This is a genomic window from Binatus sp. (SeqCode), from assembly GCF_036522015.1.
Lineage (GTDB): Bacteria > Desulfobacterota > Binatia > Binatales > Binataceae > Binatus.
This window is the reverse complement of sequence record NZ_DATDGQ010000293.1, coordinates 1-12830: the sequence shown is the minus strand read 5'-3', so window position 1 is coordinate 12830 and position 12830 is coordinate 1. Positions and strand designations below refer to the sequence as shown.

Below are 12830 nucleotides of genomic sequence, written 5' to 3'. Positions count from 1 at the left end.
CGGCACTGCGAGGACTGGCTTCTCGAGCATCAGGACGCCAACGGCTCATGGGGCGGAATTCAGCCCTGCTACATCTTGACGCCGATGGCCTTGAAGGGACTCGGCTACCGGAACGAACATCCGGTGATCGTCAAGGCGCTGGAGGCGGTGCGCGAACTGATCTGGGACCTGGGCGATTCGATCATTTACCAACCATGCGTGTCACCCAATTGGGATACAGCGCTGGCGGCCAAGGCGCTGCTCGACACTGGTTTGCCGGGCGACCATCCGGCGCTCCGGCACGCCGCGAAATGGCTGATCGAGCATCAGATCTTCAAGAAAGGCGACTGGTCGATCAAGCGTCCGGACCTGGAGCCCGGCGGATGGGCGTTCGAGTTTTACAATGACTGGTACCCCGATGTGGACGATTCGGCGGTGATCCTGATGGTCCTGGCCCAGGTGGCGCATGATGACGCCGCGGTGCTCGAGCACGCGATCAAGCTTGGCGCGAACTGGGTGATGGGAATGCAATCGCAGGACGGCGGTTTTGCCGCCTTCGACGTCGACAACGACTCCGAGTGGCTGAACCAGACGCCCTTTGCCGACCTAGAGGCTGCGACCGACCCGACCTGCGCGGATCTGACCGGACGCGTGTTGGAGATGATGGGCGCAGTGGGCTATCACGCCGACCATCCGGTGGCGCGCCGGGCGATAATGTGGCTCAAGCGCAACCAGGAGAGCGATGGTTCGTGGTGGGGCCGCTGGGGCGTCAGCTATATCTACGGCACTTTCTCGGCTCTCTCGGGGCTGCGCGCGATCGGTGTCGACCTGGGCGAACCCTGGATTAAACGGGCGGTCGGATGGCTCAGGTCGGTGCAGAATCCGGATGGTGGCTGGGGCGAGACTTGTCTCGCCGACAACGATCCCGCACTCAAGGGCAAGGGCACGAGCACGCCGTCGCAGACCGCCTGGGCGCTGATCGGATTGCTTGCGGGAGACGACGAGCTCAGCGAAAACGCGATGCGCGGGGTGGCGTGGCTCGAGGAACGGCAGAACGACGAGGGGCGGTGGGTAGACAGCGAGTTTACCGGCACCGGTTTCCCGAAACACCTCTACTTGCGCTACCACATGTACGCGCATTACTTTCCAATGATGGCGCTCGGTCGTTTCCGAAAGAGAATCGCGCCGCGCTCAAGAACTCGATAAGCGCCATCGCACTGCGCCTTCTGCGGATTCCCCGCGTTGGGCATCGCCCAGTTGATCAAATCTCCGGTGCGGCGTCAGTGAGTATCTTCGGATCTAAAACGGAGCCGGTGTGCCTCTTCAAAACCTAAAGCCGGACGTATTGATGATGGAGACCGCCGAGGATTTCTATCGCTGCGACGCGACCGATCTTCTGTGTTCGCCGAAAACCTGGAGCATCTTTATCCAATGAGAGATGGGTCCGGACCTCATTGTAGTACGAAGCGTAAGCCTTCAGGGCAGCGCGCAAGTGCGCTTCGCCGAACACGATGAGGTGGTCGAGAGATTCGCGACGTATCGATCCGATGAGCCGCTCGACATGTCCATTCTGCCACGGCGAGCGCGGTGCGGTAGGATGATCGCGGATCTCCATTGCACGAACGCGTCGGGTGTAGGCTGGACCGAACACGCCGTCGCGGTCGCGAATCAGGTGCCCCGGCGCTTCGTCCCAAGGAAAGGCATCAGTTACTTGACCTGCAATCCACTCGGCAGTCGGATTGCTCGTCACGCTGATGCGAACCAATCGTCTTCGCGTGTGCCGAAGAATGACCAAGCCGTAGCGCAGCTTGAACGAGATCGTTCGCACCACGAAAAGATCAAGCGAAGCAATGCCATCAGCGCGATTGCACAGGAAACGTCTTCCAACCTTGGGAGCGTGGCCCCTGGCGCTTGGTCATGTACCTCGCCACGGTTGATTGAGCGACTTCGATGCCGAGCATCAGCAATTCGCCACACACAGCAAGCTTAAGGAGGATTTTCAGGACAGCCACACCGGGTCGAAAGACTTCGCCTTTCGCTTTCAAGGCGATCGGTCTACCAAAAAGAGAAGATGAACCCCCGCCACGCAGCCGGGCTCGCGCTCATGGGTTGGCTTTTAATAGTGCCTCCGGATGTTGACGAGGACGGACATCCCGCTAAAAGTGCGCCTCTCGTCAAATGGGAACACATGGGTAGCTATAAATCAGTGGAGGAGTGCAACGCCGACCGCAAATCGTTTATTAAGCGAGATCAGGAGGAATACAATCTCTCTCTTGGATCAAACCCACCTGCGGCAACCTTGCCCAAGGACGCGACACGTCAGGGCGCATTGAAATCTAGAGCGGCGCTCTGCATCGCAACCGATGATCCGCGCCTGACGACGTAGCCTGAAAAAGAACGGGCCAGCGCACGTGAACACGCCAGCCCGAAGCCAACTGGTGAAAGGGGGGCAAACACCAGCCAGCGCCCCCTTTCTACCAAAGTGCCGCATGAGCGTCTGTCGTCCGATCGACCCTAGTCGCGCCTCCAACGCTCGAGGGTGGACGCGCACGCAAATGGTAGGGCTACCCGAGAATGTGTGCTGCGCGTATCGGTTGCGCTTAATCCGCCGTGTTTAACTCGCTTCGTCGAGGACTCATCGTGGCTCGCGAAGTCTCTGCGTTCATCGCGATCACCGACAGGACCGTAGCTATGCCCACCCCTTCGCGTGGGCGTCGTTCGTGCTTTTCAGCGATAGCGGTCCTGCAGCGCGGATGAGCGACTTCCCAGGGCGCGAATCGCTCGTGGCGCACGCCAAGTGGGAACCCAAGCTTTCGGTTGGCGGCAAATAGATGATTGTCCCATCAACAGCGAATCCTAAATGCGCGACGCATGGGCCTCACGGCCCATGGTAGAGACTCTTTCAAAGTTCTTTCAACGTCAGCTTTCCGCGAGCGATTGCCAGCTATCAACAATTCAGGAGAAATCCTTCAAATAGTTGGCGTTTTTGGTGCCGGGGGCGGGACTCGAACCCGCACGGAACTTGCGCTCCAGAGGATTTTAAGTCCTCTGCGTATGCCATTTCGCCACCCCGGCCCGTCAGCGCGCAGGATCGTTAAATCATAAACACGCCTGCGCGCGAAGATGGCGCGCGCTAGTGCGATTGTTCATTCAGTCTCGCGCGCGATGCGTATATGCTCGACGGCGCTTGCCACACAAACGATTCATTGTCGCAATTCTTTTAGCGCTGACTGTATCGGGCTGTGCCATATACCGCCGTTATGAAGCTTCGAAGCCCGAGACTATTCGCAAGACCGAGGCGATGCTCTCCGACGCCGGCTTCACCAATATCAAACTCGACACAGACGATAAGGTCGGGCTCGTCGAAGAGCTGCCGCCGCACGAGATTCGCAGCTACGCCGCCCAATCGGGCACGGTCTATTGGTATTACGACCCTGACGTTTGCGCATGCGTCTATGAAGGACATCAGAGCGACTTCGATCGCTTCCAACTGGCGTCGCAGCATCAGAACGACGCTGCACAGTACGCCGCCCAGTCCGACGACCAGCAGGTCGCCTCGTTGAACGCTTTGAACGGTGGATTTTTCCCTCCGCCGATTTTCTGGATCGGCGGAGTCGCCCCCATCCCTCATATTGGCGGCGGCGGTGGCGGTGGCCCCCACGGCGGAGGAGGCGGGCGCAATTTTGGCGGTGGCGGTCACGGTTTCGGTCACGGAGGTCACCACTAGCTGGCCGCACAATTGCTCCCCATGAGATGGGCCTGGAGGTCTTGGCGTCTGCCAGCGACTAAGCCCGCCGATGCTCATCTATGCCACTACAATCTTCGCCGGCGCCTTCCTGCTGTTCCAGATTGAACCACTGATAGCGCGATACATTCTGCCGTGGTTCGGCGGTACCTCAGCGGTATGGATCACCTGCATGTTGTTTTTTCAGTTGCTGCTGGTCGCGGGGTACGCATACTCGCATCTAATCGCTGCTCGTCTGCAGCCTCGCCGGCAGGTGATTGTTCACCTCGCGATTGTGTCCGCGTGCGTTCTGCTGATGGGCGCTTTGGCGCTCATCTGGCAATCTCCAATCACGCCCGGCCCGAACTGGAAGCCGCTGAGTCCTGATTTCCCGGTCGCGAGAATTTTCATTCTCTTGCTGGTCAGCATAGGACTCCCTTTCTTCGTCCTATCGACCACTGGACCGCTGCTACAGACCTGGATCGCGCAATCGCACCAAGACACCTCGCCCTATCGACTCTATGCACTATCCAACGTCGGATCCTTACTCGCGTTATTGACCTATCCTTTCGTGGTAGAACCATAGCTAACTCTCAAGGCGCAAGCGATCGTGTGGTCAATACTATTCGTGGCTTTCGCCATAGGTGTCGGACTGTCCGCGCGACAGATCTACCATGTTCCACCGTCCGCAAACCTAGACGTTGCGAAATCCGACCCACGAGGGGTCGCACTCCCTGCCTGGTCGACTCGAGTTCTCTGGATTGCGCTGGCTACGGTCCCGTCCGTGATGCTGCTGGCTACCACCAACCAGGTCTGCCAACAGGTCGCCGTCATTCCGTTTTTGTGGGTGCTGCCGCTGGCGATCTACCTGTTCTCATTCATCATTTGTTTCGATAATCAGCGATGGTATCGCCGCAGCGTCTTTCATCCGGCGCTGGGCGCCACAGTGTTCCTGGCGCTCGTCGTTCTATCCAGTCCTGAGATCAGCATCGAGACTCAAATAGTCACTTACTCGATGTTGCTATTCACCATCTGCATGGTTTGTCACGGCGAGTTGGTCAAACTGAAGCCGCATGAGCGATACCTCACATCGTTTTACCTGATGGTTGCGATAGGCGGCGCACTTGGCGGCATCTTCGTAGTAGCGATTGCGCCCTGGCTATTCACCGGCTTGTGGGAATTTCATGTTGCAATCTGGAGCAGCCTGCTGTTGCTCTTCATTGTTTTGATGCGAGACCCGGACTCATGGATTCACCAACGCCGGCCGGTGGTTGCGATGGTCTTGCTGTCGGGCGCACTCGCATTACCCGAGCTGATCGGCGCAACCTTCACTGCTGGAGCAGTCCATCGGATGGCGCCTCACTTACTCCCATGCTTTCTGGCCGTGGGGTTGATGTCGGCGGTGGCGTTTCAAAAGCATTCGCAGCTCGCGCGAAGATGGCCCGGTTCAATACTGCAGGCGTGCGCAGTCCTGGGATTGATCGTCACCGGCGGCGTGTTGGTAGTAAATATCGAGGGGAACCGCGCCAACAGCCTGATAGCCACTCGCAACTTTTACGGGGCGCTCGCCGTTTACTCAGTCGATAGTCAGAACCCTGAGAGCCATTACTACATGTTGCGGCATGGTCAGATCATACATGGCGAGCAGTATTCTGCTGCGGACAAGAGACGCGAGCCCACTACGTATTATGGTCGCGACAGCGCCATCGGATTGACCTTGCTCAATCATCCGCGCAGGTTCGCGTGCAATCCGCGGGACCGCACGCTCCGAGTGGGCGCGATTGGCCTCGGCGGCGGAACGATAGCCGCGTACGGGCTGCCGGGAGACTACTTTCGTTTTTACGAGATCAATCCTTCTGTCACGAAAATCGCGACCGATGAGAATGGGTACTTCACCTATCTGAGCGATTCGCGCGCGCGAATCGTTATCGTGCCGGGCGACGCGCGGCTTTCGATGGAGCGTGAACTGGCTAATGGGAGTCCCCAGTCGTTCGACGTACTCGTACTCGACGCGTTCTCAGGCGACGCGATACCGGTACATCTGCTGACAATCGAAGCGTTCGAGGTTTACCTGCGCGAATTAACCCCAGACGGAATCCTTGCCATCCACGTCACCAACCGCTACATCGACCTTCAGCCCGTCATTGAGGAAATCGCCAGGCACTTCGGGTTGACCTCCGGCAGCGTCCATCAGTCGAGCGGTCCATTGGTCAAACCCAGCGATTGGATAGTTCTGGCGCGCAACAATTCAGTCCTCGGCCAGGCCGCATTCGCAGGCCGGCTACAGTCGTTGGCCTCGCGCCGGAAAGTCCGGCTTTGGACCGACGACCACAGCAACCTGTTTCAGATTCTGAAGTGACTGACCCCTGGCGAAACTTGAAACGATTCGCGCGTATCAACCGGGGTTTCGCGGGAACGTCGTCACGCCCGGGAAATGCGGCGCCCATGCCGGCGCGCTGGCGACAAAGATGCTCGCAGTCGGCCTAAACTGGTTAGGATCGTCCAGGCTGCCGGCCTTGATCGCCGTAAACGGCATCCCGGAGAGGATGGTCATGATCGGCGAGCCGCAGTTGGCGCAAAAGCCGCGGCTGACCTTGTTGCCGCTGTCGCCTGTCACCTCGTACTGCTTCAGCTCTCCCTTGGTCAGCTTGAACGCCTCTTTCGGAACCAGCAGGACCGGAGCGAAGGCGGCGCCCGTCGATCGCTGACAATCGCGGCAGTAGCAGCTTGCCTGCATTACGGCGTCAGTCGTGGACTCGTAACGAACCGCACCGCACATGCATCCACCAACAATTTTTGATGCCATCGGATTTCTCCTCATCGATGTTACGCGAGCGCGAGGCGCTCCAGTTGATCTTTTGGCGCGTCCATCTCTATCAGCGCTGCGCGAAGTTTTTCGGCCGCGCGCTTTTCTTGACTGCTGCCCGCCAGGTTCGCTTCTTCCGCCGGATCGTCGCGCACCCGATACAAATGATTACCACTGAACTTGCCCATCGCCCAGAACGGCAGTAAATCGCCGGCTCGATACGGTTGCCGGATTACCGGAATTCTCGCGCCCGGCATCCTGTCCAGCACCGCCCGCTCGTCCGGCGGCGGCAGCTGGATTTGCGGCATGTGATGTATCGGCATCGTGGACCATCGATTCGACCACAGGCTGAGCGGCGCGTTGTCGCCCGACGGCGCGCGCGCGTATTTCGTGTCCGCGTCGATCAGATGAACCTCGCGTCCCCATACTCCCGCCAGCGCCCAGTCGCGAATTGAACGCGTCGCACCAGTAGTGAGCGGCAGCATCGAGCGCCCATGCGTTCGATGCGCCATCTCGACGCCGAAAATTTCCGCGAGCGTCGCACATATATCAACATTAGTCGTAAGCGCATCGACATTTCCGTTGCCGACTGCCGGCATCGCAATCAACAACGGCGTATGCCCGAGCGGTTCGTAAATCGGCACCGCGGGTTTGCCCCAGATGTCCTTCTCGCCCAGGTAATGGCCGTGATCGGTGCATACGATCACGGCGGTGTCGTCGTAGAATCCGCCGCGCTCGATTGCCGCAAGCAGCTTGCCGAGCCACGCGTCGATCATCGTCAGCTTCGCGCCGTAGCACGCGCGAATCTGGCGCGCCTGCTCGAGGGTGAGGACGCCATGCGCCAGCGCGCCGCGCACGTACGGCGGCCAGATCATATGCGCCCCCTGCCACGACGAATCGTACATCGAGGCGTACGGCTCCGGCGTATCGAAGGGCTCGTGCGGATCGAACTCGTCGACGAACAGCATGAAGCGATCGTGACTGCGCGCCGAGCGCTCGAGCCATTGCGTCGCCGCCGCCATCGTACGCGGTCCCGGAAAATCCGTCTCGCCGCGAAAATAGCCGCGCGAATTGTCGTACGCCGTATGCCCGCGCGCGAACGACGGCGCGCCGACCCAGCTCGGGTCGGGCCGCGTCTGCCACGGGTCGCTCTCATGCCCGCGCTGGTAATCCCACGCCGTGAAATCGGTGTGATAGTTCTCGCCGCCGACTTCAAACAGGTGCGGATGATCCGAGACCAGCTTGGTAACGACGCCGGCCGCGCGAAGATACGCCGTCAGCGGCCGCTCCCAGATTTCGATCGAGCCCCACGGCTTCCACAAAAAATCGATCGCGCCGCAAAGAATGTCGTGACGCGCCGGGATGCATGGCAGCGAGCCCGAGTAATGACGATCGAAACGAACCGCGCGGCGCGCGAAAGCGTCGAGGTTGGGCGTGGCGAACTCGCGCCCGCCGTACGCGCCGAGCATGTGACGATTGAGGCTGTCGAGCAGTATTACGATTGCGTTGTTCGGTTTTTTCGGGCGTCGCGCCGCGATTTGGTCCGCACTCATCGAATGAATCCTAGCAGAGGCGAAAGCCGCCCGGTAAAGCATTGAAACTTCAGGCGCTGAGCCACGTCTATAGGTGCGAGGCAGCGGGTATAGACTTGCGTCACGCCAAAGACTGAAATGGAATGTTGTAAATGGCTCTCATGAAACGAATCAAAACTCGACTCGCAATCGTGACAGCAATCGCGATTACCGGATGCGCCGTGGCGCCGCCGCCGATCGCACATACCCCCAACGGCGTCGCGACTCCGCAACAGGGCGAGCTCGCGGTAAGCGTCGCCGCAGCGCCGACCGTCGGCGAGGTCACGCCCGTTTACGTATCGATTGCCAACGGCACCGACGCGACGCGCTCCGTCGTGCCGAGCCAGGTGTTCGCGCTCAACGACTTCGGCGAGCGCGTCGCTCCTCTACCGCCGGGCGAAGCCGCTCGGCAAGCCGGCAGCGCGAAGGAACTCGAAGGTGCGGTGAAGAGCGCCGCAGTCAGCGGCGTCGGTGGCGCCGCTCTGGGAGCGGCCGCCGGAGCAGTCGCAGGAGCGGCAGGCAGATCCGGCGGCTGGGGCTTCGGATCTCCGGGTGCCGGCACGCTGATCAGCAGCGCGTTCGGCGGTGGATGGGGTGTTTTCAGCGGTGCCGAAAGGGGCCAATCGAAAGCCGACCAGCAGGCCAATCAGCAAATCGAGGCGCTCTCACTCAAGCCGGAGGAAGTCCGCAAGAACTTCACCGTCAGCGGCTACGTCTTCTTCCCGAAGGGACAATACAGCCACGTCGAGATGCTGCTGGTTGATCGCGAAACCGGCGACACCCAAGTCGTCAGCGAACCGTGGCATTGATCGAGAAGTTCGCGCCTACAGCAGCGACGAGATAATCACGATCGCGCCCTGCCCCTTGCCCTTTTCGGCCGGATCGCAAATCACCGCCTTGCTGCCGATGAACTTCATGTCCGTCGGGTCCATCAGACCAGTGGCGAACCCGCGCGCGATCTCCTTCTCCACCCGGTAAACAGTGCCGTCCCGCTCGTTGCTGTTCTCGGAAGCAAATTTGCCAGTATCCGCAATCATCAACTCGTCGCTGTATGAACCGAAACTCGACGGCGACCACGCGAAGCCCGACGGTCGGATAAATCCGACCAGGTAAACTTCATCCTTCATCTTGCCGTCGGCGCCGATCATGCTGATGCGGCCGACCTTCGCCGCAAAACTCCCCTGCGCACGCATCCCGACCAGCATCATGCCGGCCGCCTTCGCATCGGACGCGGGTGGAAACGAAATCGTGGTCAGCTCGAATACGACCGGCTTGTTGTAAGTGCCAAACGCGCTCGCCTTGCCCGACGAGTCGATCGCGTAGATCGACGCGTTGCCGCTGGCCACCGCATAAAGCTTGCCCGCGAACGGTGAGCCGGCCGCGCCAAACTCCAGGTCCCGGCATTCGGTCGCGGCCGGATCGGGCAGCTTCGCGAAGGTGCTGACCGCGCCAGACTTGTCGATTCGTTCGACCTCGCACGGCCCCTTTATGTCACCAACCGCGGCAAGCACGAAAATGCTTCCCTGATACGATCCAAATCCCGCCGGACCAATCGCGACTCCCGCCGGATTCTTGATCTTCGTCTTGTCCGCGAGCGGGGTCACCTTGCCGCCGAGCGTGACCGAGTAAACTCCTCCCGCCTGGTCCGACACCACCATGGTGCCGTGGTTGTCTTGCAGAAAGTACGGCGCGACGAGGCCGGGCGTCTTCAGCGCCGCGATCTCGAACGGGACTTCAACGTCGAGACCCGCACCCGAAGCGCGCGCGATCGAATTGGTCAATCCGGGCAACGCGGCAATTGTCAGTGCGACGACAGCCAAGCCGACGGCGAACACTGAAAGGATTGAAAAATTACTTTTTCTTTTCGAAAAGTTCATCAAGTGCCTCGTTGACTGCGTACTTTTCGTTCGGGTCCCGATCGTCGAGCTCCGACTTGCGGCGCGAAACCCACTCGGCCAGCCCCACCGTCGCGGCTTCCTCGGCATTCGAGATCCCCATAGCCTCCGCGACCCGCATGAGTTGCCCGAACAGCTCGTCGGGCACGTCGATCTGAATTTTTTTGCTCAAGCGGCCTCGCTCGATACACTTTCCCGCGATTGTTCGTCCTTCCATATAGTCTTAGGTCGCTGCGGTCGTCAAAATGAATTCAGACGTGTCATTACCAGTTAAATATATCGGCACCATCATTGAGTACCTCGATCAGGGCCGGCTCAAAGCTGCCCTCGTCACCCGCGAACAGGAACGCCATCTCGCAGTGATCGATTCCGCGGGACACGAACGACTGGTCCCGCGCGATCTCGTCCTGATGCGCCATCCGGAGCGACGCGCCGATCGCGAAAACGTCGCTGATGCGCTCGCAGAGCTCGAACATGAGCGCGCCGAGCTCGCCGCCGAACTCGATCTCGAGTTGCTATGGCAAGTCGCGCAGGAGCAGAGCCGCAGTTTTTCAGCCGTGGAACTCGCCGAATTGTTTTTTGGGCGACGCTCGAACGCGGCCGCCTCCGTGATGCTCGAGGCGCTGCTCAACGATCGAACCTACTTCGTCCGCCGCCACATGGATTTCGTGCCGCGCACGCCCGACCAGGTCGAACGGTTGCGAATTCAGAACGATCGGATTCGCGCGCGCAGCCAGGACTCTCGCAAAACCCAGAAGCATCTGCGCGACGTCCTCAACGGCGCCGAAAAGCCGCCCGCCGACGAAGCGTCCGCGCTTATCGAAGAGCTCTCGCGCTATCTCAAGAACCCGTTCACGCGCAGCCGCGACATGACCCAGATGCTCGCGCAGGCGGCGCCCGACGTCGATCCGGCCGAGGCAGCTTTCGAAATTCTCGAGCGACTCGGCGCACCGCTTGGCGTACCGCGCTTCGCATTCATCGCCGGCCTCAAGGACGAGTTCAGCGACGCCGTGATGAAGGAGGCGTCCGCGGCGGTGCCCGGCCCGCGCGCGATCTCCGACGGCGGATTCGCCGTCACCGTCGATGACGAAGACACGGTTGAGGTTGATGACGCACTCAGTTGCGAGGCGCTCGCCGACGGCGGCATGCGCGTCCGCGTACACATCGCGCTGGTCGCGGATTTCGTCGCCAAGGGCGGCGCGATGGATCAGGAGGCGGCCTCGCGCGCGACCACGGTCTATCTGCCTGAAGCCACGATCAGGATGCTGCCCGATCCGATTTCTTGCCGCGCCGCGAGTTTGGTTGCCGGTGAAGATCGCCCGGTGATGACGACCGACGTGCGATTGTCGGCTGACGGCGAGTTGCTCGATGCGTCGATCTATCCCGCGCGAATCCCAATCATGCGCCGGCTCGACTACGACCAGGTCGATCGCATCCTCGAGTCGGGAACCGACGGCGACGACACCGCCGCTACCGTCGCACGACTAAGCGCTGCCGCGATCCAGCTTCGCCAGCGGCGCCGGAGCGCCGGCGCAGTGCTCGTGCAGCGGCGCGAGGCGAAGGTCCGCGTGCGCGGCGACGACGTGGAGATAGCAGTGCTCGACAACGCGTCCGCCGGTCGCACGCTGGTGGCGGAGTTCATGGTGCTGAGCAATTTCGTCGCGGCCCGCTACGCCGCAGCGAACCGGATCCCGATCATCTATCGCGTGCAGCCGCAACTCGGGGGCGACATGGCGTCGATGCGCCCACGGCTGTCGCTGCATCCGGAATATCATGCCGGAATCGGGGTCGACTTTTACGCACAGTTGAGCTCGCCGATCCGCCGCTACGCCGACCTGGTGCTGCAGCGGCAACTGCTTGGCGCGCTTGCGAATCGCAATCACGAAACGCCGCCGATTTACACTGTCGATGAATTACTGACCGTGCTAGCCGGCGCAGAGAATGCGGAAGTATCGGGTCGCGAACTCGAACGACGCGCCAAGCGCTACTGGATTCTCCGCTACCTGGAACGCCACGCCCAGGACGGCCCTCTTCTCGCTTACGTCGCGCGCGAAGGCCAGAGCGCAGAACTCGTCGATTACACAGTGCGAGGAACGTTGCATGGCGCCCCCAGCCTGCCGAATCAGATGCCGATACTGGTGCAAGTGAGCCGCGTTGATCCGCTGCGCGGATGGCTCGCTTTCGATTTCGTGGGGCCTGCTGATGAGGCCGCGACGGGCGCAATTAGAACTGTCTGATTGATCCGCCTCGCCACCTTCAGCCGCTGTCTTGGTTTTCGAGAAAGGAGCGCTGCGCGATTTCAGAAACCGGAACCGGCTTCGCGTGCGCGAAGCTGTCCGGAGGCCAGAAGCCATGTCCTCCCTTCGCGTTGCTCACTCTGTCAGGATGACAATTCTTCGCTGCACTTAGAATGACGAATGTCGGCACGGTTCCTCGCTGCCGCAATCAAATCAGGTTCGTACGATGGTGCCGCGCGTACTCGCGAGATGACCCCGCTATGCCGACCATCCATCGCGACATACCACTGCGCGACTGCATGTCCATCGACGCGAACTGCACTCGCCGCCTGACCGACTCTTGTCCTGGCGTGGGCGCCCAGCATCGACTGAATCGCCAGCGACGCGCCCACTATCAATCCCGCGATAATAGTCAAACGCATAGTCTCTCCTCGACGCTCACCTTCGTCCCATGAAGCCCGGGAATTTCGCCACGCCGGGCGTCCTTGCGGACGCCCCTACGTGACTCCCCTCTTTCCCCAACTCCCCCTTTTCCCCCAAGCTACGCGCGCCTGGCAGTCCTACATCTCGTGTAGTGTGTCCTGCTCTAAGCGCCACCGGTCGATCGATTCAATATTG

At 60.6% G+C, this 12830-nt stretch carries 11 protein-coding genes and 1 tRNA gene; 6 read left to right on the top strand and 6 right to left on the bottom strand.

Annotation, left to right across the window (positions count from 1 at the left end; genetic code table 11):
• On the top strand, positions 1 to 1185 hold a 1185-nt coding region (gene shc, locus VIW95_RS12475), incomplete at its 5' end, for a squalene--hopene cyclase (RefSeq protein WP_331586939.1).
• 124 nt (positions 1186 to 1309) lie between these two features.
• Here shc and VIW95_RS12470 read toward each other — a convergent pair.
• Both VIW95_RS12470 and VIW95_RS12465 read right to left on the bottom strand, forming a co-directional pair.
• Entirely contained in the window at positions 1310 to 1744 is a 435-nt protein-coding gene (locus VIW95_RS12470) for an integrase core domain-containing protein (protein ID WP_331586937.1), read from the bottom strand.
• A gap of 1222 nt (positions 1745 to 2966) precedes the next feature.
• Positions 2967 to 3054 (bottom strand) — tRNA-Leu (locus VIW95_RS12465).
• 112 nt (positions 3055 to 3166) lie between these two features.
• On the opposite strand from VIW95_RS12465, the gene VIW95_RS12460 reads away from it, so the two are divergent.
• The 3 genes from VIW95_RS12460 to VIW95_RS12450 all read left to right on the top strand — a co-directional run bounded on the left by VIW95_RS12460 (position 3167) and on the right by VIW95_RS12450 (position 6062).
• Positions 3167 to 3706, top strand: coding sequence for a hypothetical protein (locus VIW95_RS12460; protein WP_331586935.1), 540 nt, complete (start codon positions 3167 to 3169; stop codon positions 3704 to 3706).
• 70 nt (positions 3707 to 3776) lie between these two features.
• On the top strand, positions 3777 to 4289 hold the full coding sequence (locus VIW95_RS12455) for a hypothetical protein (RefSeq protein ID WP_331586933.1): 513 nt from the start codon (positions 3777 to 3779) through the stop codon (positions 4287 to 4289).
• 201 nt (positions 4290 to 4490) lie between these two features.
• The gene (locus VIW95_RS12450; protein ID WP_331586931.1) at positions 4491 to 6062 is read left to right on the top strand and encodes a fused MFS/spermidine synthase; all 1572 of its coding nucleotides are present in this window, start codon (positions 4491 to 4493) and stop codon (positions 6060 to 6062) included.
• A 36-nt stretch (positions 6063 to 6098) separates the two neighbouring features.
• Here VIW95_RS12450 and VIW95_RS12445 read toward each other — a convergent pair whose 3' ends face one another.
• Together VIW95_RS12445 and VIW95_RS12440 are read right to left on the bottom strand one after the other, a co-directional pair.
• Positions 6099 to 6509 carry a GFA family protein gene (locus tag VIW95_RS12445; protein WP_331586929.1) on the bottom strand — a complete coding sequence of 137 codons (411 nt, stop codon included), beginning with the start codon at positions 6507 to 6509 and terminating at the stop codon, positions 6099 to 6101.
• A 20-nt stretch (positions 6510 to 6529) separates the two neighbouring features.
• Positions 6530 to 8062 (bottom strand): sulfatase, encoded by a 1533-nt coding sequence (locus VIW95_RS12440; protein WP_331586927.1) that lies wholly within the window; start codon positions 8060 to 8062, stop codon positions 6530 to 6532.
• Positions 8063 to 8202: 140 nt separating this feature from the next.
• Between VIW95_RS12440 and VIW95_RS12435 the strand changes: the two genes are divergently transcribed.
• Positions 8203 to 8889 carry a hypothetical protein gene (locus tag VIW95_RS12435; protein WP_331586925.1) on the top strand — a complete coding sequence of 229 codons (687 nt, stop codon included), beginning with the start codon at positions 8203 to 8205 and terminating at the stop codon, positions 8887 to 8889.
• Positions 8890 to 8904: 15 nt separating this feature from the next.
• Here VIW95_RS12435 and VIW95_RS12430 read toward each other — a convergent pair whose 3' ends face one another.
• Positions 8905 to 9957 (bottom strand): hypothetical protein, encoded by a 1053-nt coding sequence (locus VIW95_RS12430; RefSeq protein WP_331586923.1) that lies wholly within the window; start codon positions 9955 to 9957, stop codon positions 8905 to 8907.
• The gene (locus VIW95_RS12425) at positions 9932 to 10147 is read right to left on the bottom strand and encodes a hypothetical protein (RefSeq protein ID WP_331586921.1); all 216 of its coding nucleotides are present in this window, start codon (positions 10145 to 10147) and stop codon (positions 9932 to 9934) included. The genes VIW95_RS12430 and VIW95_RS12425 overlap by 26 nt, the downstream gene beginning before the upstream one ends.
• 73 nt (positions 10148 to 10220) lie before the next feature.
• Here VIW95_RS12425 and VIW95_RS12420 point away from each other — a divergent pair, with 73 nt between their 5' ends.
• Positions 10221 to 12212 carry a ribonuclease catalytic domain-containing protein gene (locus tag VIW95_RS12420; protein ID WP_331586919.1) on the top strand — a complete coding sequence of 664 codons (1992 nt, stop codon included), beginning with the start codon at positions 10221 to 10223 and terminating at the stop codon, positions 12210 to 12212.
• The last annotated feature ends 618 nt before the right edge of the window (positions 12213 to 12830 follow it).